Origin of the sequence: Mycobacterium sp. OAE908 (genome assembly GCF_017872775.1) — a bacterium.
Lineage (GTDB): Bacteria > Actinomycetota > Actinomycetes > Mycobacteriales > Mycobacteriaceae > Mycobacterium.
Window position 1 is genome coordinate 596,473 of record NZ_JAGGJL010000002.1, and the last position, 23,412, is coordinate 619,884.

The following is a 23,412-nucleotide window of genomic DNA, read 5'->3' on the forward strand; positions in this document are numbered from 1 at the left end:
CCACAAACTAAGGCGAGGCTAACCAATGGAGGGCTTGTGGGTGTTGCGGCTGCGAATTCGCAGACGATCCGTGCAGAAGTCGCCGAACTTCTCGGTGTCGGCGCAGACGACGTCGACCCCGACACCGACCTCATCAGCCAGGGCCTTGACTCCATTCGGATGATGTCGCTGGCCGGCCGGTGGCGCAAACAAGGCATCGACGTCGACTTCGCTTCGCTGGCCGCCGATCCGTCGATTCGCGCATGGTCGAGCCTTGTCGCATCGGCAGCCTTCGTCGAAGAGGTAGCGGAACCCGCTGTTGCCCATACTGATTCGAGCGCGCCCTTTCCGCTTGCTCCGATGCAGCATGCGATGTGGGTGGGCCGCGAAGGCGATCAGCAATTGGGTGGTGTGGCCGGCCACCTTTACGTCGAGTTCGACGGCGACGGCGTCGATCTCCGGCGGCTGGAGCGTGCCGCGACCGCACTGGCCGCACGCCACCCGATGCTGCGCGTCGAGTTCCTGCCCGACGGCACCCAACGGATCGGGCCCGCACCCGATCCGTCCCCGGTTGCCGTAGTCGACCTGAGAGGCCTGACCGCCGACGAGGTCGAAGGACAGCTCGCCGCCACCCGCAGAGCGAAATCGCATCAGCAACTGGACGGTCAGGTCTTCGAGCTCGCGCTGTCGATGCTGCCCGGTGGCAAGAGCCGCCTACACGTCGATCTCGACATGCAGGCCGCCGACGCGATGAGCTACCGGACCCTGATGTCGGACCTCGCCGCGCTTTACCGCGGCGACGAACTGCCTGCGCTCGGCTATACGTACCGCGACTATCGGCTCGCATCAGTCCCGACTGCTGCAGCCGAATCCGACCGGACGTGGTGGTCGCAGCGGATCCCGGACCTGCCGGATCCGCCGCGCCTTCCGCTGGTTCCCCTTGCCGAGCAAGCGGATCCGCACCACACCACCCGACGATCGACCTGGCTCGATGCCGATACCCGGGACGCGCTGTTCGCCGCGGCGCGCCGCCGCGGCGTCACGCCTGCGATGGCACTTGCCGCATCGTTCTCCGACGCGTTGGCGGGCTGGTCGGCCGAGCCGCGGTTCCTACTCAACGTGCCGATGTTCGGCCGCGGGCAGCGCCATCCCGATGTGGACAAACTTGTCGGCGACTTCACCTCGTCGGTGTTGCTCGACGTCGACCTCGCCGCCGCCGCAACGGCAACCGCGCGTTCACGGGCCCTGCAGGACACCTTTCGCGCTGCCGCCGCGCACGCGAACTATCCGGGACTGTCGGTGTTGCGCGATCTCGGACGCCACCGCGGCGCGCAGGTGCTCGCGCCGGTCGTCTTCACCAGCGCGCTCGGCCTTGGCGAGCTGTTCGCCGCGGAGGTGACCGAAGCGTTCGGCACTCCGATGTGGATCAACTCGCAAGGCCCGCAAGTGCTTCTCGATGCCCAGGTCACCGAGTTCGACGGCGGCATCCTGGTCAACTGGGACGTCCGTGAGGACGCGTTCCGGCCAGGGGTCATCGACGCGATGTTCGACCGGCACATCGACGAGCTGCGGCGGCTCGCCTCCGACGACATCGCGTGGGAACAGCCGCGCGCACCCCTCATCACGGACGCACAACGTGCGGTTCGCGACACGATCAACAGCAAAACCGCTGCGCCCAGCGGCAATTCGCTGCACAGCGGACTCTTCGCCTCAGCGACTGCCCGGCCGGACGCGGTCGCGGTCATCGGCTCGTCGGGACAACTGACATACGCAGAACTGCGCGAGCAAGTGCTCGCCGTTGCGGCGGCGCTGCGCGTCGCAGGCATCAAACCCGGCGATACCGTCGCAGTGCTCGGGCCCAAATGTCCCGACCAGATCGTCGCGTTGTACGGCATCCTCAGTGCGGGCGCGGTGTATCTGCCGATCGGCATCGACCATCCCGCGGAGCGGGCCGCGCGGATCATCGAAACCGGCGGTGTCCGCATGGCGCTGGTCTGCGGCGACCACCAGCCGCCGACGACGATGCCCGCACTCACCATTAACGAAGCCGTGCGGGTGGGTCGCCGCGACACCGATTTCCAGCCCGCTCCAATCGATCCCGACGAGCTCGCCTATGTGCTGTTCACCTCGGGATCGACGGGGGAGCCCAAGGGCGTCGAGGTCACCCACGACGCCGCGATGAACACCATCGAATTCCTCAACGGCTACTTTGGAATTGGGCCAGCCGACCGATGCCTCGCCCTGTCGCACCTCGAATGCGACCTCTCGGTGTGCGACGTGTTCGGCATGCTGACAGCCGGCGGCACGATCGTCGTCGTCGACGAGGCGCACCGCCGCGACCCCGATCACTGGGCACAGCAGATCGCCGACCACGGCGTCACCGTGCTGAATTTCCTCCCGGGATGGCTGGAGATGGTGGTCGAGGTCGGCAACGGTCGGCTTGGATCGGTGCGGGCGGTACCCACCGGCGGAGACTGGGTCCGCACCGCGATGGTGCGACGCCTGCAGGCCCAGGCGCCAGGGGTTCGGCTCGCGGGCCTCGGCGGAGCGACGGAGACCGCGGTGCACGCGACGCTGTACGAAGCGGGTGATCTGCCCGAGCACTGCACCGCGCTGCCCTACGGCGTGCCCTTCACGAACAACGCCTGCCGAGTGGTGAATTCGTTCGGTGCGGACTGCCCCGACTGGGTGCCGGGCGAACTGTGGATCACCGGCCGCGGGATCGCGCGGGGCTATCGCGGCCGCCAAGACCTCACAGCCGACAGGTTCGTCTCCTACCTCGGCCGCACGTGGTATCGCACCGGCGACCTGGCCCGCTACCGGCCGGACGGCACGCTGGAGTTCGTCGGCCGCGCCGACCACCGCGTCAAGATCAGCGGCTACCGCATAGAGCTCGGCGATATCGAGGCTGCGTTGCAGCGGCTGCCTGGGGTGCGTGCAGCGGTCGCAGCGGTCGTGCCGCTGGCAGGTGAGCGCGGCGGCGACATGCTGGCGGCCGTTGTCGGCGCAGAGGATGCCTCGTTGACGGTCGATCAGCTACGCGGTGGTCTTGCTGAACTCGTTGCCGCGCACATGATTCCGCGTCACTTCGAGATCGTCGAGGCCATCCCGTTCACGGTCGGCGGCAAGACCGACCGGCGCGCAGTCGCCAGAAGGCTGGCCGACGCGGTAAAGACCGGTGACCTCGCGAGTGGCTGGAGGCTGCCGTCAACGCCGCTGGAATCCGCATTGGCATCGATCGTTGCCGATCTCGTTGGTGCCGACGTCGTCGGTGTTGACGACGACTTCTTTGGATTGGGCGGCGATTCGGTGCTCGCGACGACCGCGGTGGCACGCATTCGCAATTGGCTCGACACACCGACGGTGATGGTCGCCGACATCTTCGCCACCCGGACCGTTGCGGCCCTTGCAGCCCGGCTCACCGCGCGCGAACCGGGCAGCCGTCGCCTCGAGCAAGTGGCCGAGATGTATCTGGAAGTCGCGAACATGGACAACGCGGACGTGCTGTCCGCTCTTGAAACGACATCGAATTCATGAGAACGATCGACGAGCCGACACAACTGAACTTCAAGCCCTGGATCAAACGGTTTCCCGGTAAGCGTGGTGGCGCGACAGTGGTGTTCCCGCACGCAGGCGGGGCCGCGGCGGCCTACCGTGGCTTGGCAAGCTCCATGGCGGCCAAAGGTGTTGACGCCTATGTGGTGCAGTACCCGCAGCGCGCCGACCGCCTGACCCATCCCGCCGCCGAAACGGTGGAAGCGATGGCAACGGGCCTGTTCGAAGCAGGCGACTGGGGCCAGGTAGGCCCGTTGCGGTTGTTCGGTCACTGCATGGGCGCGATCGTGGCGTTCGAGTTCGCCCGTGCCGCAAAACGTCACGGGGTCGACGTTCGCGAACTGTGGGTGTCTGCCAGCCAGGCTCCCGCGACAGTCTCGGCGTCACTGCCGCTGCCAACATCCGGTCGAGAGGTGCTCGCCGACATGGTCGATCTCGGCGGCACAGACCCACGGTTGCTGGCCGACGAGGACTTCGTCGATCTGCTGCTGCGTGCGGTGCGCGCCGACTACGAGGCGTTCAACCGCTACTCCTGCACGCCCGACGTTCGGATCGAGGCCGACATCCACGTCCTCGGCGGCAGCCACGACCACCGCGTGGACCGAGACATGTTGCAGCGTTGGGAAACACACACCAACGGTGTCTTCACACTGTTGATGTTCGACGGTGGACACTTCTATCTCAACGAACACACCGACGCCGTCGCGGAGCTTGTCAATGGTTGATGGGATGGATGACGGCACCGATCCCATCGTCATCGTCGGCATGGCGCTGGAGGCGCCGGGCGGGGTGGACACCGCAGAGTCGTACTGGTCGCTGCTGTCCGAGCAACGAGAAGCGTTGGTGCCGTTCCCGACCGATCGTGGTTGGTCCGTGCGTGATCTGCTCGACGGTTCGCGGCGTGACGGTTTCAAACGCATCCACGACCTCGGCGGATTCCTATCGGGGGCGGCCACTTTCGATCCGGTCTTCTTCGGCATCTCACCGCGCGAGGCCGTGGCGATGGATCCGCAGCAGCGGGTCGCGATGCGTGTCGCCTGGCGGGCACTGGAGAACAGCGGCATCAACCCCGACGATCTCGCAGGCCACGACGTCGGCTGCTACGTCGGCGCATCGATCACCGGCTACGGCCCCGACCTGGCCGAATTCTCCAACCACTCAGGGCATTTGATCACCGGCACCGCGCTCGGCGTGATATCCGGTCGCATCTCCTACACGCTTGGGCTGGCAGGCCCTGCGATGACCATCGATTCGTCGTGCGCGTCGGCGTTGGCAGCGTTCCACGTCGCCGTGCAGTCGCTACGGGCGGGAGACTGCGACATGGCGCTGGCCGGTGGGGTGTGCGTGATGGGTGCACCCGGTTTCTTCGTCGAGTTCTCCAAACAACACGCCCTGTCCGACGACGGGCACTGCCGCCCGTACAGCGCGCAGGCCAGCGGAACAGTCTGGGCGGAAGGCGCAGCGATGTTCGTTCTGCAGCGCCGGTCGGCGGCGGTGCGCGACGGACGTCGGGTGCTCGCCGAAGTGCGTGCGACGGCGGTCAACCAGGACGGTCGCACCACTGGACTGACCGCACCAAGCGGGCCCGCGCAGGCCCGACTGTTCCAACGGGCCATCGACACCGCAGGCGTGCGGCCCGAGGAGATCGGCATGGTCGAGGGCCACGGCACAGGCACCAAGCTCGGCGACCGCACCGAATTGCAGTCCCTGGCACAGACATACGGCGCCACCGAGCCGGGTCGTGGCGCACTGCTCGGATCGGTCAAATCCAACGTCGGCCACTCGCAGGCCGCCGCGGGAGCACTTGGACTCGCCAAGGTGCTGGTCGCCGCCGAGCATGGTGCGGTACCTGCCAGCCTGCACCTGGATGAACGGAGCCGCGGAATCGATTGGGACAGACAGGGATTGAGGCCTGCGACAACGCTGACGCCGTGGCCTGCGACGGCCGGGCAGCGCCACGCTGCGGTGTCCGCCTTCGGCATGAGTGGAACGAATGCACACGTGATCGTGTCGATGCCCGCAACAGATCGGGCGGCCTGATGATCGCATTCCCCGACGGGCGCACACCCGTCGTGCTGAGCGCGCACGCCGAAGAGTTGATCGCCGCGGACGCGCAGGCGATCCTTCGCTACCTTGATCGCAGCCCCGATGTGCGGGCGGTCGCCGCCACGCTGCTCCGCACGCGTCGGTTGCGACGCCACCGGGCCGTGGTACGCGCAGCCGATGTCGCCGAGTTGGCGGCCGGGCTGCGCGCACTCGCTGCGGGCGAGGATCACCCACTGGTGGCCTGTTCATCTGAAACCAGCACTTCCCGAACGGCATACATGCTGCCAGGACAGGGCAGCCAATGGCCTGCGATGGGCGCCGAGGCGTATCGGGAACTCCCTGTCTATCGGGTCGAGGTCGACAAGTGTGCCGCGGCGTTCGTCGCCGTAGGGGTGCAGTCGCCGCTGCCGTACCTGATGGCCGAGGGTGACTTCTCGCAAATCCAGACGCAGGCGGCCCAATTCACGCACGCGGCCGCACTGGCGCAGGTGTGGAAGTCATGCGGCATCCTTCCCGACATCACGGTTGGACACAGCCTGGGTGAGGTCGCGGCCGCGTACATCGCCGGAACGATCACGCTTGCCGACGCCGCCGCGGTCGTCATCGCCCGCGCGCAGGTGGTAGACCGGCTTCCCGGCCGTTACGGCATGGCTGTGCTGGGCATCTCGGTGACCGAGGCCGAGCGGTTGATCGATGCCACGCCGGGCTGGCTGGAACTCTCGGTCGTCAACGCAAGCTCGTCAGTGGTGGTGTCGGGCGAACGCGAGGCGGTGACTGCGATCGTGACCGCCTGCGAAGCCGCAGGCAGGTTCGCCCGCGAACTCGGGGTCGACTTCCCCGCGCACACCAGCGCACTGGAACCGCTGCAATCCGATCTGGTCGCCCGGCTGCCACATTCCCAATTCGCCGATACGCCAGTGCCGTTCATCGGATCGGCGACCGGAACGGTGGTGATGCCGGGCACCGACTTCGCCGACTACTGGTATCGGAATCTGCGCAACACCGTCCGGTTCGACCGCGCGATCGCCGCCGCTCGTGAGTACGGCGCCGGCAGGTTCATCGAGTTGTCCGCGCATCCGGCGCTGCTGTTCGCACTCGGCGACCTTGTCGGGGACGACGATCCGGTCGCCGTCGGATCCGGGCGGCGCGATGAGCCAATGATCGACGTGCTGTCCGGCAACATCGCTGCCGCGGCGGTCGCCGACCCCGGCTACCGGTGGGCCGAGCTTGTCGACCTACACCAGCGGCCGCTGTCCGGATTTCCGAATGCTCCGATGCATGCGGTGCATCTGTGGGCGACACCCGAGCCGTTGCCCCCGCTCCCCGGTCTTACCGTCGCGGCCGAAAAGTGGGAGGCGAAGACACAATCGGAACCTGCCCTCGCCCTGCGCCGCATCGCGGTGCTGGAGCTGGCCGGGCCGATCGGACCGCTTGCCGGCCAGCTGCGTGATGCCATCGACGCGCATCCCACCGCCCAACTGGCCGATCAGCACGCCGCCGACATGCTTGTCGCGGTCGCACCGCTACTCGACCACCCCGACACCGAACGGGCCGCCGATGAGATCGCGAGGCTCCTCGAACACGGACTACTCGACTATGCGGGCGCGATCGGGACGGCCTGCCGCGATGTCTGGCTCGTCACCGTCGGCGGTGAGCACGTCCGCCCCGACGAGCCTGTTGCGTTGCCTGCGCAGGCGGCCCTGGCGGCTATGCATCGCAGCATCGGCTTCGAACACCCCGATCAGACGTTCCGGCATCTTGATCTGACGTCGTGGGATCTCCAGGAGGCGGCCGTCGTTGTCGAGGCGTTACTCGGCGAAAGCACCGAAGTCGCTGTTCGCGACGGGACCTCGGGGCCAACGCTTTACACCCGAACACTGCCCGAAGTCGACCCCGCCGAACCATGGCAGCTGGACGCGGGACTCCTTGACGACGCCGTGATCACCGGCGGCAGCGGTACGGTGGGCCTGCACTACGCCCGGTACCTCGCCAACCGGGGTGCGCGACGCATCGTGCTGCTGAGCCGAAACGGCGTGGCTGCCGACGCCCTTAGCGTGCCCGGCGTCGAACTGGTGGCGCCGCGATGCGACATCACGTCGGCAGAACAGGTGCGCGCCGCGGCGCTCGAATATGGTGGCCCGGGTGCATCATTGGTGATCCACGCCGCAGGCGCCGCGACGTTTGCACCGTGTGACGCCATCGCCGCCGAGGCATTCACAAAAACCGTCGCCGCCAAGGTGATGGGCCTGGCCTGGATCACCGAACTGTGGCCACTGCGAAGTGATGCGCGGATCGTGTTGTGCTCCTCGGTATCCGGAGTGTGGGGTGGCAAGGGGCACGCCGCGTACTCGGCGGCCAACCGGATGCTCGACGTGGTGGCCGGGCAGCTACGGGCCGAGGGACGGCACTGCGTCTCCGCGAAGTATGGGCTGTGGGGCGCGGGCATCATCAGCGCCGAAGAGGTGACGCGGATCGAACGCTCCGGGCTGTTGCCGATGACGCCAGAGGCTGCGATCGAGGCCAGCCTGCGTGACCATCCGGCCGATCCGTTGATCCTGGCGGCCGACCGGGGCCGCTTGCAGACGTTCTTCGACAGCCGGCGCAGCGGCGAAACCGACGTCGATGCAGCGCCATCGGAGGTGGACAACGCTGCGCGGGTGCGGGCTGCGCTGGCCGCGGCGTTGAATCTCGGCGACGCCGCAACCATCGACCTCTCCGCATCACTGCTCGATTTGGGCGTGGATTCGCTGCTCGCACTGGATCTACGCAAGCGGTTGCGCCGCGCCACCGGCAGGTCGGTTCCGCTCGCCGACCTGCTCGGCGGCATCACCGGCGACGAGCTGATCGAGCGCCTCGGCACCCCAGACAATTCAGAAAAGGTGGACACCTCGCGTGACTGACACGATGGACATCCGACTGGAGCTACTGCGACGCAGGCTGCACGAGCGCGGCCTGCGGGTCGAAGAGCAGCCTGAGCAGTCGACTACGGAGCTGTCCGACGGGCAGCGCCGGATGTGGTTCGTCCAGTCGGCCGACGCCACCGGGGCGCTGCTGAATGTCTGCGTGTCCTACCGGATCACCGGTGACCTTGACGTCGCGCGCCTGCATGACGCGGTGAATGCGGTCGCACAGCGACACAGCGTGCTGCGCACCACCTATCAGGCCGACACCGACGGCGAACCGCAATTGACCATCCACGACGACCTCGAACCAGGATGGTCCGAGCACGACCTGTCCGAGATGTCGGAACATGCCCGCGCGCTGCGCCTCGAGGTGCTCGCCCAGCGCGAGTTCGCCACCCCGTTCGACCTGAGTTCAGATTCGCCGCTGCGCATCACGCTGGTCCGTACCGGGCCCTGCGAGCACGTAATGCTCTTGGTCGCGCATCACATCGCCTGGGATGACGGGTCCTGGCGCGTGTTCTTCGCCGATCTCACCCGTGCCTACGAAGGTGAGGAACTGCCGTCGGCGATCCCATCGGCCGCGCCGTGGCCGGACACCGAGGCGGAGGAACTGACCTACTGGCGCGACACGCTGGCGAATCCGCCTGAACCACTGGAACTTCCGGGTCCCAACGGTTCGATCGTCCCGACGAACTTGCGATCGCAGCGCACCACGATGCGGCTGTCCAAGCAGGCCGTCGACCGCACGGCTGCGCTTGCCCGCCAGGCGGCGGCCACCCCGTACATGGTGCTGCTCGCCGCATTCGGTGCGCTCGTGCACCGCTACACCCACACCGACGACTTCCTTGTCGCGACTACGGTGCTCAACCGCGGCGCGGATGTCGACGACTGCATCGGCTACTACGGCAACACGGTCGCGCTGCGCCTGCGCCCGCACCCCGCGCAGTCCTTCCGCGAACTGCTCGCCGCGACCCGCGACACCACAGTGGGCGCCTTCGCGCATCAGCGGATCAACCTGGACAAAGTGGTCAGGGAGATCAATCCCGACCGCCGTCACGGTGTCGAGCGCCTGGCCCGCGTCACGTTCGGAGCCCGTGAGGCCGACGGCGGTGGCTTCTGCCCGCGGGGCATCTCCTGCCGCCGAGCCGAACTGCGCGGCCAATACACCCAGCTGCCACTGGGATTCATGATCGAGTTCGACACCGACGGTGCGACGGTCGAAGCGGAGTATCTGACCGAGATCCTCGACGCCGGGCTGGTCCGTCAACTGCTAGACCACTTCGCCGTGCTGCTGGAAGCTGCCCTCGCGAACCCGGATCAGCCATTGCGCGACCTGCCGCTGATGGGCGACGCGGATACCGAGTGGCTGCGCAACGTATCGGCCGGTGAGCAGTTCGGCGTAGCCGCGACCACGATGCCCGCGCTCATCGAGGCGCAGGCCGCCCAGACACCCGATGCCGTCGCGATCGCCTACGAAGGACGGCACTACAGCTACCGGGAGATCAACGAGGCCGCGAATCGGTTCGCGCACTGGCTGATCGGGCAGGGCATCGGCACCGAGGACCGCGTTGCGGTGCTGCTCGACAAGTCCCCGGAACTCGTCATCACCGCGCTGGGCATCCTCAAATCAGGCGCCGTCTACCTACCGATCGACCCGACGTATCCGCAGGACCGGCTGAACTTCATCGTGACCGACTCCGACCCTAGACTCGTTCTGCGCGAACCCGTTACCGATCTGGACGACCAGCGCGACGACAACCCGATCGACACCGACCGCGTCCGCCCCTTGCGCCCAGACAACGCCGCTTACCTCATCTACACCTCGGGATCGACCGGCTTGCCCAAGGGTGTCGCGGTGTCACACCGGCCGGTGGCCGAGTTCTTCGAGTGGTTCCGCGAGGAATACCAGATCGACCACAACGAGCGACTGCTTCAGGTCGCCTCACCCAGCTTCGACGTTTCGATCGCCGAGATCTTCGGCATGCTGTCCTGCGGCGCGCGGCTGGTGATCCCGCGCCCCGACGGCCTTCGCGACATCGGCTACCTCACCGAGCTTCTGCACGACGAGGGCATCACCTCGATGCACTTCGTTCCCTCCTTGCTGAGCCTGTTCCTGTCGCTGCCCGGCGTGAACCAGTGGCGCACGCTCAAGCGGGTGCCGATCGGAGGTGAGGCGCTGCCCGGCGAGATCGCCGACAAGTTCCACGCCACCTTCGATGCGCTACTACACAACTTCTACGGCCCGACCGAAACGGTGATCAACGCTTCCCGATACAAGGTCGAGGGCAAGCAGGGCAACCGGATCGTGCCGATCGGAAAGCCCAAGATCAACACCCAGATTCACCTGCTGGACGACGCACTACGACCCGTTCCCGTCGGCGTGATCGCTGAGATCTACATCGGTGGGGGACACGTCGCGCGGGGCTATCACCGCAGGGCGGGGCTGACCGCCGAACGGTTCGTTGCCGACCCGTTCACCCCCGGCGGGCGGCTGTATCGCTCGGGTGATCTGGCGCGCCGCAACGCCGACGGTGACATCGAATTCGTCGGCCGCGCCGACGAACAGGTCAAGATCCGCGGGTTCCGCGTCGAACTCGGCGAAGTCGCCGCGGCGATCTCCGTCGACCCCAGCGTCGGTCAGGCCGTCGTGGTGATCAGTGATCTGCCGAATCTCGGCAAGAGCCTGGTCGGTTACCTGACGCCCGCAGCGGTCGACGTCGACCGTGTCCGAGCCAGGGTGGCCGCCGCGCTGCCCGACTACATGACGCCCGCCGGGTACGTGGTGCTCGACGAAATCCCGATCACCGCGCACGGCAAGATCGACCGTGACGCGCTGCCAACTCCGAAGATCTTCTCCGACAAGGAGTTCCGTGAGCCCGCCGCCGGCACGGAGCAGACCCTCGCCGAACTCTTCGCCGAGTTGCTCGGTCGCGAGCAGGTCGGCGCCGACGATTCATTCTTCGACCTCGGCGGTCACTCGCTGCTGGCCACCAAGCTGGTCGCTGCGATCCGCTCGTGTTGCGGCATCGATCTCGGCGTGCGGGAGATCTTCGAACTCGGCACCGTGGCGCAACTCGCCGAACGCATCGACGCCGGGACACCAGGCGATGAGGCCCGACCCCGACTGGTCGCGACCCCGCACGACGGGCCATGCCAAATGTCGGCATCCCAGCTGCGTACCTGGTTTCAGTACCGCATCGACGGGCCCAGCCCAGTCAACAACATCCCGTTCGCTGTTCGGCTGTCCGGACCGTGCGATGTGGACGCATTGGTGGCCGCAGTCTCCGACGTCGTCGACCGGCATGAAACCTTGCGCACCACCTACCGCGAAATCGACGGCATCCCACACCAAATCGTCAACCCGCCGACCGGCGTGCCGGTGCGGCGCGACCGCGGCGATGACGAGGCGTGGCTGCAGACCGAGCTCGACCGGGAACGCAAGCACACCTTCGACCTCGAGCGCGAACCGCCGATCCGCGCGGCGGTGCTGTCGACTCCGGATCACCACGTGCTGTCGCTGGTGGTCCACCACATCGCCGCTGACCACTGGTCGGCCGGCGTGTTGTTCTCCGACCTGCTGGCCGCCTACCACGCGCGCCGCGCCGGCGAACCACCGGCGTTGTCCCCACTTCCGGTCCAATACGCCGACTATGCGGTATGGCAAGCCGCGCTGCTCAGCGACGACGCAGGAATCGTTGCAGCACAACGCGAATACTGGAAGAACCAATTGCACGGTATGCCCCAGGACGTCGCCCTGCGGCCGGATTTCCGGCGCCCGGCCGTACCCAGCGGAGCCGGCGATTCGGTCGAGTTCACCGTCGACTCGGCCACGCGCGCCAAACTCGTCGACCTCACGCGGGAGCTGGGTATCACCGAGTTCATGCTGTTGCAGTCGGCGGTTGCCGTACTGCTGCACAAGGCCGGGGAAGGGTCCGACATTCCGCTGGGCACGCCGGTGGCCGGACGCACCGAGTCCGAGCTCGACCAGCTCATCGGGTTCTTCGTCAACATCCTGGTGCTGCGCAACGATCTCGGCGGCGACCCGACGGTGCGCGAGACCCTGGACCGCGCACGCGGGATGTCGTTGGCCGCCTATGCGCACCAGGACCTGCCGTTCGATCGGATCGTCGATGCGGTCAGCCCGGTGCGGTCACTGTCGCGCAACCCGCTGTTCTCGGTCGTGGTGCACGTCCGAGAAGAACTGCCCACCGGAACCGTCGACGGCGCCACCACGTTCACCGCGCTGGAACCGACGTTCGATGTCGCGCACGCCGACTTGTCGGTGAACTTCTTCGCCACCGCAGACGGCTATCGCGGTCATGTGATCTACCGGCCGGAGTTGTACCGGCGCAGCACGATCGAACGACTGACGCGGTGGCTGGGCCGCGTTCTCGACGCATTCGCCCACGACCCGGACCAAACGCTGCGCCAGATCCAGATCGCCGACTCCGACGAGAGACAACGGGTCGAGGACTGGAGCCGCGGCATGACCCACGTCCACGTGCTCGACGATCAGCACCAACCCGTTCCGGTGGGGGTCGTCGGCTACGTCCATTACGCAGGCACTGCGTTCGACTCGCCGCTGCACCGCAGCGGGGAACGTGCCCGCTGGACAGAGGACGGACGGCTCGAGTTCGTCGGCAGTACCGAGCAGGCGACGACAACGCAGCCGAAGCCCGTTGACTCATCCGATCCGCCACACACCGACACCGAACACAGGCTGGCCGCGATGCTGGCCGACGTGCTTGGAGTCGGCGAAATCGGCCGCTACGACGACTTCTTCGAACTCGGGGGCGACAGCATCCTCGCCGTGCAGTTGGCGGCCCGCGCACGCGACAATGGTATGGCGCTGACTGCGCGAATGGTGTTCGAACACCCCGCGATCCACGACCTTGCCGCGGCAGTCGACGCCGCGGGCGAGGGATCCAAAGACGGCGATACCCACCACGAACCCATGACCGCGTCCGGCCTGTCCGCGGACGAGCTGGCCTCCGTCACCGCGCTGTGGACGTCGTCCCAGGACGGTATGACGTGAGCACGAAGATCGAAGACGTGATGGCGTTGAGCCCGCTGCAGCAGGGGCTCTACTCGATGGCGGCGCTGTCCGAACACGATCCCTATGTGATCGCGATGGCGGCCGACATCGACGGCAGCCTCGACGCTGACCTGCTGCGTCGTTGCGCTGCAACGATGTTGGCGCGCCACCCGAATCTGCGGGCGAGCTTTCTGCGGTCTGAAACGAGTCGTCCCGTTCAGGTCGTCCCATCGCATGTCGAGGTGCCATGGCGGCATGTCACGGCGACGGCCGATGAGGTCGAGTCGCTTGACACCGATGAACGCCGACGACCGTTCGACCTGGAACACGGTCCGGCGATCCGCTTTGTCCTCATCGAAGTGCCTGACTCTCATTGGCGATTGGTGATCGTCGCGCACCACATCATCATCGACGGCTGGTCGCTGCCGCTGTTCGTCGGCGAACTGATCACGCTGTACCGGTGCGGCGGCGACGGCGCGGCGCTGCCACCCCCGCCGAGGCCATACCGCGACTACATCGGCTGGTTGGGCCGCCGCGACCAGGAGACCAGCCGCTCGCTGTGGCGGGAGCATCTCGCCGGAATCGACGGACCGACGCTGATGACGTCCGCGCTGACCGCGGGCGAGCCGCCCACCGGTACGCCGCGCCGCACCGAACTCAAACTCGCCCCCGATGCCACCCGATGCTTGATCGAGGCCGCCCGCGCGCGTGGCGTCACCGTAAACACACTCGTTCAAATGGCTTGGGCCGCAATTCTGTCCGCGGTGACCGACCGCAGCGACGTGATCTTCGGTGTCACAGTGTCGGGCCGTCCCGGCGAGCTGACCGGTGTGGAAACGATGGTCGGGTTGTTCATCAACACCGTGCCGCTGCGGGTGCGGCTCGATCCTGCCGAACGGGTAGGTGCACAGTGCATCGCGCTGCAACGCGAAGGCGCAATACTGCGTGACCACAGTTACCTGGCCCATGCGGAACTGCGGTCGCTCGCAGGCGTCGGCGAAATGTTCGACACCCTGTTGGTGTACGAGAACTTCCCGCCCGGCGGGCTGGTCGGCGGCGGTGAGTTCAGGGCCAACGGGGCGACCTTCCGGCCCGCGGCGCTGGAAAGCCTTTCGCACTTCCCGGTCACAGTCGCCGCCCACATCACCGACGGCGAGCTGACACTGCTGATCGAGGTGATCGACCGCGCGCTGGGACTGACGAGCCCCGACTCGCTCGGTCAGCGACTGCTCAGCACAACCCAGCGGTTGATCCAGCATTGGGATGATCCGCTTCGTGATGTCAGCGTCCTGCTCGACGGTGAAGGCGGCGCGGCGACGGTAACGCCCACTCCGATCGGCGGCGGGGTACACACCCGGTTCACCGACGGCGCCGCCACCAGGCTCGGCTCGGTCGCGCTCAGCTGGGCTGGCGGCCGGTACACCTACCGAGAGCTGGATGAGGCGGCCGACCGTGTCGCCGCCGCACTCGTCACCCGCGGAGTGCGGCCCGAAACGCCGGTGGCGATCAATCTTTCGCGGGGACCGGATTATGTCGTCGCAATGCTCGGTGTGCTGAAGGCAGGCGGCGTGATCGTTCCGCTCGACCCCGGAATGCCGGCCGAACGCGCAGCCGAGATCGTGCGCCAGACCGACGCGGCCGTCGTCGTAGACGAGACCTTCACCACGGCAGAGGCTCTCGGCGCTTACCGGCCCGCGGCCACGCATCCCGGGCAGGCCGCGTACGTCGTCTTCACCTCGGGCACCACCGGGACGCCGAAGGGTGTCGTCGGGACGCATCAGGCGCTGCTCGCCTATGCCGAAGATCACGCCCGAAACATCCTGCGACCGGCGGCTACCCGGCTGAGTCGCCCGCTTCGGGTGGCGCATGCCTGGTCGTTCACCTTCGATGCGGCATGGCAACCGCTTGCCGCGCTGCTCGACGGGCATGCCGTGCACATAATCGACGACGACACCCAGCGCGACGCCGAGGCGTTGGTCGAGACGATCGCCCGCTACGGCATCGACATGATCGACACCACGCCGTCGATGTTCGGCCAACTACGTGCTGCCGGCCTCTTAACGACGGTCCCGCTCGCTGTGTTGGCGCTCGGCGGCGAGGCGGTCGGAATGCCGGCGTGGAACATGATCGGTGACGAATGCGTCCGCACCGGGATGGCCGCCTACAACTGTTACGGCCCAACGGAATCCACGGTCGAATCGGTCGTCGCTGCGATCACCGACCACGAGGCGCCCGTCATCGGGCGACCCACCGCGGCGAGCCGGACCTACGTGCTCGACTCGTGGCTGCGACCGGTGCCGATCGGCGTGCCCGGCGAGCTGTACCTGGCCGGTGGACAGTTGACCCGCGGCTACCTCGGCAGGCCCGGTGAGACATCGGGTCGATTCGTGGCCGATCCGTTCGTGGCGGGCGAGCGGATGTACCGGACCGGCGACGTGGTGCGACGGCAGCCGGATCGGGCATTGCAATACCTCGGCCGGTCCGACGCACAGGTCAAGATCCGCGGATTCCGCGTCGAGCCCGCCGAAATCGCGGCGGTGCTGCACACCCATCCATCCGTGCGGCACGCGCACGTCACGGTGAAACAGCAAGGCGCTGCGCCGCGGTTGACCGCGTACGTCGCAGCCGACCCCCCGCCCAAGGTGGCCGAACTGCGGGCGATGCTGTCAAAGCGGTTGCCGCGCTATATGGTTCCGCATCACATCGTCGTCCTCGACGAGATGCCGCTGACGGCACACGGCAAAGTCGACGAGGCCGCTCTCGCGATGCGGCAACACGATACGGATTTGGCTGTGGCACAGCCGGAAACACCGACCGAGACGGTGCTCGCCGAGTTGATGGCCGAGGTCCTGGAGTCCGATCACATCGACGTCACCGCCGACTACGTGCGCCAGGGCCTCGACAGCATCGTCGCGCTGTCGGTGGTGCAGGCGGCGCGACAACGCGGTATCGCACTGCGGGCCCGGCTGATGCTCGAGTGCGGCACCATCCGCGAACTCGCGGCGGCCATCGACAACGAATCGGTGCGCCCCGGCGTGGCCGACGACGAGGGCGGCCCGATCACGCTGCTGTCCAATGCGCGCTGGCTCTACGAATACGGCGAACCGCGCCGGCTGGCGCAGACCGAAGCAATCCGGCTGCCGCCCGGCCTCACCCGCGAGCAGTTGGAAGCGCTGCTGCAGAACGTGATCGACGGCCATGAGGTACTGCGAAGCCGGTTGGACCGCGACACCATGACGCTCGTCGCACATGACGGCACCCTCGCGCTCGTCGAAGCGACCGTCACCGGCGACCTGACGGAGACCGTCGCCGAGGTGACCCGCCAATCCGTCGACCGCCTCGACCCGGAGAACGGTGTGCTGCTGGACGCCGTCTGGTTGCGCGAGGCAGGCGTGCTGGTGCTCACGGCGCATGTGCTGGCCATGGATCCGGCATCGTGGCGCATCGTCCTCGGTGAACTCGACGCTGCGTGGCGCGCGCTTGCCGCCGGCCGCCGTTTCGCACCGGTGCAGGAGCACACCAGCCACCGGCGTTGGTCGAAGCTGCTGACCGAGCGTGCCGCGCAACTCGACACGTGTGACTTCTGGGTAGCCCAGCTCGAGGGCGAGGACCCGAATCTGGGTGCGCGCCGGGTCCAGCCGACCACCGATCGCGTCGGCGACGCCGCCGTCACCATGTGCGCAGCCGACCCCGACGTGACGGCCCGGCTGCTCGGTGCGAAACAGCCGATCACCCAGCTGTTGGCGGCGGCCGCGGCGCAGATGGTGAGCAACTGGCGGCGGCATCGCGGGCAGCAGCCGGGGATACCGCTGCTGGCGATCGAGACCCATGGTCGCGCCGACGCCATCACCGACGACGCCGACACCTCGGACACTGTTGGACTGCTGAGCGCGGTTTACCCGCTGAGGATTGACACGCCAGAGGCGATCACCAAGATTGCGGGCGACCGCATCGACTACGGCCTGCTGCGGTACCTGCGGCCGGACACCGCAGAGCGGCTGCGGGCGTACTCCGAGCCGCAGCTGTTGCTGAACTACTTGGGCCGCTTGCACTTTGGTGGTAGCGGCGACGGCCTGCGGGTGGATCGCGACCTCCTCGCCAAGCTGTCGGCGCTGCCCGAACCGGGCGTGGCCGTGCGCTACGAGTTGACGATCATCGCGGGCATCGTCGGGGATGCGGATACGCCGATGTTGGCCACGCAGTGGCGCACGTTGCCCGACATCTTGTCCGCCGACGAGGTCGCGACGCTGCAGTCGATGTGGCAGGACGCGTTGCGGGAGGTCGCATCATGACCACACTTGCGGTTGTCGGTGCAGGCGCGAAGGCCGTGGCCGTCGCCGCCAAGGCCGCCGAACTGCGTGCGATGGGTGTCGACGTGCCCGACGTCGTCGCGGTCGAACGCAGTGGCGTCGCAGCCAACTGGCGTCCGGACGGCGGCTGGACCGACGGCCAACATCGGTTGGGCACCAGTCCCGAGAAGGATGTCGGGTTTCCGTATCGCTCCTCGCTGGTCGCCGGCCGCAACGCCGAACTCGACGACCGGATGATCCGGCACAGCTGGCAGTCGTACCTGATCTGCACTGGCCAGTTCGCCGAATGGGTGGACCGCGGCAGGCCCGCACCGACTCATCGCCGATGGAGTCAGTACCTGCGCTGGGTGGCCGACAACGTCGAAATGGCCGTCGTCGCGGGCGAAGTCCGCCGGATCGCGGTCGAGGGCGGGCGCTGGGCGCTGCACACCGCCGATCAGACCGTGAACGCCGACGCGGCGATGATCACCGGGCCCGGCCAGGCCGAGCGGTCGATCCTGCCCGGCCATCCGCGAGTGCTTTCAATCGCGCAGTTCTGGCGCCGTGCCGCCCAGCACGAACTGCTGAACGCCGAACGGGTCGCCGTGATCGGCGGCGGCGAGACCGCGGCGTCGATCCTCAACGAGCTTTTCCGGCACCGGGTTTCGACCATCACCGTCATCTCCCCGCAGGTGACGTTGTTCACCCGCGGAGAGGGTTTCTTCGAGAACACGCTGTACTCGGATCCGACCGATTGGTCCAGCCTGACACCGGCCGAGCGGCGGGATGCGTTGATGCGCACAGACCGCGGCGTGTTCTCCGCACGCGTGCAGGAGGCGTTGCTAGCCGACGACAGGATTCGGCACCTGCGCGGCAGGGTCGCCCATGCGGTGGCCCGCGATGAGCGAATTCGCTTGACGCTGAGCACAAATCGAGGTGTCGAAGCGCTGGAGACCGTGCACGGCTTCGATCTGGTGATCGACGGCTCCGGCGCCGACGGGCTCTGGTTCGTGCCGCTGCTCGGCCAGGATGCACTCGATCTGCTGGAACTCGGGCTGGGCGGCCCGTTGACCGGGGAAGCCTTACAGGAAGCCATCGGCCATGACCTCGCGGTCAGCGGTGTCGCGCCGAAGTTGTTCCTGCCCGGGCTGGCCGGACTGACCCAGGGGCCCGGCTTCCCCAACCTCAGTTGCCTCGGGCTGCTGTCGGACCGGATCCTCGGCGCAGACTGCACCACCCCCGAACGGCCGATCAGGAGAAGTGATGAGTACCAACCCATTCGATGACGACAACGGCTCCTTCTTCGTGTTGGTCAACCACGAGGACCAATACAGTCTGTGGCCGACGTTCGTCGACGTCCCGGCTGGCTGGCGGGTCGTGTTCGGCGAGAGCACCCGCGCCGACTGCCTGGCCTACGTCGAGGAGCACTGGACCGACATGCGGCCGCGCAGCCTGCGCGAGGCGATGGCTGCCGACTGACGCGTCGCCGGCACGGTTTTGCCGCCTTGGCCTACCGTGGTTGCTGTGACGGTGACCAAGACAGCGAGCCACACCCAGCTCTCGCGGGTCGCCGCCGTCGTCTGGATCCTCGCCGCCGTCGTGTATCTGCTGGTCGAGAAGATCGCCGCGGACAACGTCAAAGGCCATTACAGCTACCTCCACCACTACATCAGCGTGCTCGGCGTCCCGGACTGGGGCCGGTACGCCTATCTGATGAACGGGGCCTTCTACCTGCAGGGCGTGCTGATGTTCGTCGGCGCCGTGTTGGTGACGCGCGCCTCCGGCCGTCGCGCCGTGGTCTTCCTCTTCTTCACCGCGGCCGCGACCGTCGGCTACTTCCTGGTCGCGACGGTCCACGGCGGCTCGCCGCTGGCCGAAGGCGACGGCATGCAGTTGCACATGGCGGGCGCCTTGCTGGTGTTCATTGCAGGCAACCTGGCCATCGTGCCGGGGTCATCGACCGTCGCCCGCGCCGCAGAGGCCAACTGGTGGTATCGAGCGGTGTCGCTGTTGATCGCCGCGGTCGGCATCCTCGCCTGGCTGACCCTCGCCAACTACAACGTGTGGGGCCACAACTATGGGCCGGTCGGTCTCCTGGAGCGGATTCCGGTGTACTCGATTCTGGCGTGGCAGGTTTTCAGCGCCCTGGTACTGCTAGGTCTGCTGCGAAAGCGGCATGTCCATGTCGAACACGCGGGCGTGTAACACGGTCCTGTTCCGCAGCGCGGCCCGGACCGCACGATGCAGCCCGTCCTCCAGATAGACGATGCCCTTCCACCTGACCGCGTGCGGAAAAAGGTCGCCGTAGAACGTCGAGTCCTCCGACAGCAACCGGTCGAGCGCCAGCACGGTCGTGGTGGTCACCAACTCGTCGAGGCGCAGCTGGCGGGGCGGAATCTGGGCCCACTGCCGTTGGGACAGGCCGTGGTCGGGGTACGGTTTGCCCTCACGCACTCCCTTGAAGATCATCGACGTGATCTCTCGGGCGGCGTCGGCGTCACATGGCAAAGGCTAGCCGGAAATCGGCTGTCCGCCACGCGCACGACGGCTCGAGGAGCATCGGCCCTGCTGATGCCCGTAAAATGGGCGCTGACTGGCTGCGAAACGGAGGTGACCATTGGGTAGCGCCGACGACCGTCGCTTCGAAGTGCTGCGTGCCATCGTCGCTGACTTCGTATCCACCAAGGAGCCGATCGGTTCGAAGACTCTTGTCGAGCGGCACAATCTCGGCGTCTCCAGCGCGACCGTACGAAACGACATGGCCGTCCTGGAGGCCGAGGGTTACATCACCCAACCGCACACCAGCTCCGGGCGAGTGCCCACCGAGAAGGGCTATCGCGAGTTCGTCGACCGGCTCGACGAGGTCAAGCCGCTGTCGTCCTCGGAGCGGCGCGCGATTCTGTCCTTCCTCGAATCGGGGGTCGATCTCGACGACGTGCTGCGGCGCGCTGTGCGGCTGTTGGCCCAGCTCACGCGCCAGGTCGCGATCGTGCAGTATCCGACGCTGTCCACGTCGAGCGTGCGACGCCTCGAGGTGGTCGCGTTGACCCCGGCCCGGCTGCTGCTGGTCGTGATCACCGACTCCGGGCGCATCGACCAGCGCATCGTCGAACTCGGCGACGCCATCGACGATCACGAGCTGTCCCAGCTGCGCGACCGGCTCGGCCAAGCCATGGAGGGCAAGCCGCTGGCCGCCGCCTCGATCGCGGTGTCCGACCTGGCCGCACAGCTCAACGGCAGCGGGCGCCTCGCCGACGCGGTCGGCCGAGCGGCCACCGTGCTGGTCGAGACGCTGGTCGAGCACAGCGAGGAACGTCTTGTCCTCGGCGGCACCGCCAACCTGGCGCAGAACACCGCGGACTTCGGCGGTTCACTGCGTTCAGTGATGGAAGCCCTCGAGGAGCAGGTGGTGGTGTTGCGCCTGCTGGCCGCACAGCAAGAGGCAGGCAAGGTCACCGTTCGCATCGGGCATGAGACCGAGGCCGAGCAGATGGCGGGGACGTCGGTGGTCAGCACCACGTACGGCAGTTCGGGCAAGGTGTACGGCGGCATGGGGGTGTTGGGACCCACGCGGATGGACTATCCGGGAACTATCGCTAATGTCGCTGCGGTTGCTCTCTATATAGGTGAAGTCTTAGGCAGCCGGTAATCCCGGTTTTGGAAAGGTCTGGCGTGGCACGCGATTATTACGGGCTGCTCGGGGTGAGCAGGGGGGCGAGCGATTCGGAGATCAAGCGCGCCTATCGGAAGCTCGCGCGTGAGCTGCATCCCGACGTCAACCCCGACGAAGAGGCGCAGGCCCGGTTCAAGGAGATCAGCGTCGCCTACGAGGTGCTGAGCGACCCGGAGAAGCGGCGCATCGTCGACCTCGGCGGCGATCCGCTGGAGAGCGCGGGCGCCGCGGGCAACGGCTTCGGTGGCTTCGGCGGTCTCGGCGACGTGTTCGAGGCCTTCTTCGGTGGCGGCACCGCCTCCCGCGGTCCGATTGGCCGGGTCCGCCCTGGCTCGGACTCGCTGCTAAGGATGCGGCTTGACCTGGAAGAGTGCGCCACCGGCGTGACCAAGCAGGTGACCGTCGACACCGCGGTGTTGTGCGATCTGTGTCAGGGCAAGGGCACCCACGGCAAGTCCACGCCGGTCGCCTGCGACACCTGCGGTGGGCGCGGCGAGATCCAGACTGTCCAGCGGTCGCTGCTCGGCCAGGTGATGACGTCGCGGCCCTGCCCGGTGTGCGGAGGGGTCGGCGAGGTGATCCCCGACCCGTGCCACCAGTGCGGCGGCGACGGCCGGATCCGGGCGCGACGCGACATCAGCGTGAAGATCCCTGCCGGCGTCGGCGACGGGATGCGCGTGCGGCTGGCCGCGCAGGGCGAGGTCGGCCCCGGTGGCGGCCCCGCTGGCGACCTTTATGTCGAGGTCCACGAAAAGCCGCACGAGGTGTTCGTCCGCGATGGCGATGACCTGCACTGCACGATTTCGGTGCCGATGGTCGACGCCGCGTTGGGCACCACCGTCACCGTCGACGCGATCATCGACGGGCCGACGGAGCTCACCATTCCCGCGGGCACCCAGCCCGGTTCGGTGACCACACTGCGCGGACACGGCATGCCGCACCTGCGCTCAGGCGTGCGTGGCGACCTGCACGCCCACATCGAGGTCGTGGTGCCGTCACGGCTCGACCACGAGGACATCGAACTGCTGCACAAGCTGAAGGAAAAGCGCGTTCGCGACGTGGCGGAGGTTCGCTCGAGCCAGAGCGCGGCATCGGGCAGCGGCTTCTTCAGCCGGCTGCGCGAAACCTTCACCGGCCGCTGAACATTCGTGCGCGCGCTGTTCTACGTCGACGCGCTGCCCGCGGTCGGTGAGCTTGCCGTCGTCGACGGCGACGAAGGCTTTCACGCCGCCAACGTCCGGCGCATCAGGGTCGGCGAGGAACTCGACCTCGGCGACGGCGACGGGTCCGTGGCGCACTGTGTCGTCGAAGATGTCGCCAAGGGCAGGTTGGCGGCGAAAGTGCTTGACCGCCGAACCGTTGATGTCGCGGTGCCGAGCGTCACCGTCGTGCAGGCGCTGCCCAAGTCCGACCGTTCTGAGTTGGCCGTCGAACTCGCCACCGAGGCCGGCGCCGACGCCTTCGTCGCCTGGCACGCGTCGCGATGCGTGGCCAGGTGGGAGTCGTCGGCGAAAGTCGACAAGGGGCTGCGCCGGTGGGCCGCGGTGGCCCGCTCGGCGGCACGTCAGTCGCGGCGGCCCTACATTCCGCCGGTCAGCGGGGTGTTGTCGACGGCTGAGTTGGTAGCGCGGGTGCGCGACTCTGGCGCGACGACACTCGTGTTACATGAGTCGGCCACCAGCAAGCTGACGGAAATACCGGTGGCACAAGCAGATTCGCTACTCCTGATTGTCGGCCCCGAGGGTGGTATCACGGATGACGAAATCGCGGCGCTCACCGGCGCCGGCGCGACGGCGGTGCAACTGGGGCCGGCGGTGCTGCGGACGTCGACGGCGGCGGCCGTCGCGTTGGGCGCGCTCGGCGTCCTGACGTCGCGATGGTCTGCGGGTTAAGCATTGGGATGCGTCCGTACCCGGCGGTAAACTGGGTATT

Annotated in this window: 13 protein-coding genes; 12 read left to right on the forward strand and 1 reads right to left on the reverse strand. The window is 67.4% G+C overall.

The genetic code is table 11. The annotated features are described in order from the left end of the window. Positions 1-36: 36 nt before the first annotated feature. From J3E61_RS28060 to J3E61_RS28100, 9 genes are read left to right on the forward strand one after another with little or no spacing between them, the layout of a single operon-like run. Entirely contained in the window at positions 37-3,516 is a 3,480-nt protein-coding gene (locus tag J3E61_RS28060; protein WP_210086102.1) for an amino acid adenylation domain-containing protein, read from the forward strand. After that, positions 3,513-4,259: a thioesterase gene (locus tag J3E61_RS28065; protein ID WP_210086103.1), complete on the forward strand. Its 747-nt coding sequence runs from the start codon at positions 3,513-3,515 to the stop codon at positions 4,257-4,259. The genes J3E61_RS28060 and J3E61_RS28065 overlap by 4 nt, the downstream gene beginning before the upstream one ends. Positions 4,260-4,263: 4 nt before the next feature. Further along, a complete protein-coding gene (locus J3E61_RS28070; RefSeq protein ID WP_210086727.1) occupies positions 4,264-5,574 on the forward strand; it encodes a polyketide synthase in 1,311 nt (436 codons plus the stop codon). Next, positions 5,574-8,480, forward strand: coding sequence for a mycobactin polyketide synthase MbtD (mbtD, locus tag J3E61_RS28075; RefSeq protein WP_210086104.1), 2,907 nt, complete (start codon positions 5,574-5,576; stop codon positions 8,478-8,480). Before J3E61_RS28070 ends, mbtD begins: the two co-directional genes overlap by 1 nt. A gap of 4 nt (positions 8,481-8,484) precedes the next feature. Continuing rightward, positions 8,485-13,518 (forward strand): amino acid adenylation domain-containing protein, encoded by a 5,034-nt coding sequence (locus tag J3E61_RS28080; protein ID WP_210086728.1) that lies wholly within the window; start codon positions 8,485-8,487, stop codon positions 13,516-13,518. Between the two features lie 20 nt (positions 13,519-13,538). Next, positions 13,539-17,810, forward strand: coding sequence for an amino acid adenylation domain-containing protein (locus J3E61_RS28085; protein WP_210086729.1), 4,272 nt, complete (start codon positions 13,539-13,541; stop codon positions 17,808-17,810). Continuing rightward, the gene (gene mbtG, locus J3E61_RS28090; protein ID WP_210086730.1) at positions 17,804-19,093 is read left to right on the forward strand and encodes an NADPH-dependent L-lysine N(6)-monooxygenase MbtG; all 1,290 of its coding nucleotides are present in this window, start codon (positions 17,804-17,806) and stop codon (positions 19,091-19,093) included. The genes J3E61_RS28085 and mbtG overlap by 7 nt, the downstream gene beginning before the upstream one ends. Continuing rightward, entirely contained in the window at positions 19,071-19,286 is a 216-nt protein-coding gene (locus tag J3E61_RS28095) for an MbtH family NRPS accessory protein (RefSeq protein WP_192723291.1), read from the forward strand. Before mbtG ends, J3E61_RS28095 begins: the two co-directional genes overlap by 23 nt. A 45-nt stretch (positions 19,287-19,331) precedes the next feature. Then, entirely contained in the window at positions 19,332-20,012 is a 681-nt protein-coding gene (locus J3E61_RS28100) for a DUF998 domain-containing protein (protein ID WP_192723290.1), read from the forward strand. Here the strand turns inward: J3E61_RS28100 and J3E61_RS28105 are convergent. Next, on the reverse strand, positions 19,962-20,276 hold the full coding sequence (locus tag J3E61_RS28105; RefSeq protein ID WP_192723289.1) for a type II toxin-antitoxin system VapB family antitoxin: 315 nt from the start codon (positions 20,274-20,276) through the stop codon (positions 19,962-19,964). The two genes, J3E61_RS28100 and J3E61_RS28105, sit on opposite strands and share 51 nt — an antisense overlap. A 148-nt stretch (positions 20,277-20,424) precedes the next feature. Here J3E61_RS28105 and hrcA point away from each other — a divergent pair, with 148 nt between their 5' ends. Genes hrcA through J3E61_RS28120 form a run of 3 tightly spaced genes read left to right on the forward strand, consistent with a single transcriptional unit; the run spans position 20,425 to position 23,372 of the window. Then, complete coding sequence (gene hrcA, locus J3E61_RS28110) at positions 20,425-21,456, forward strand: heat-inducible transcriptional repressor HrcA (RefSeq protein WP_192723288.1); 1,032 nt, start codon at positions 20,425-20,427, stop codon at positions 21,454-21,456. 23 nt (positions 21,457-21,479) lie between these two features. After that, positions 21,480-22,622, forward strand: a complete 1,143-nt coding sequence (gene dnaJ / locus J3E61_RS28115; RefSeq protein WP_192723287.1) for a molecular chaperone DnaJ — start codon at positions 21,480-21,482, stop codon at positions 22,620-22,622. Between the two features lie 6 nt (positions 22,623-22,628). After that, positions 22,629-23,372 carry a 16S rRNA (uracil(1498)-N(3))-methyltransferase gene (locus J3E61_RS28120; protein ID WP_210086105.1) on the forward strand — a complete coding sequence of 248 codons (744 nt, stop codon included), beginning with the start codon at positions 22,629-22,631 and terminating at the stop codon, positions 23,370-23,372. Positions 23,373-23,412 lie beyond the last annotated feature (40 nt).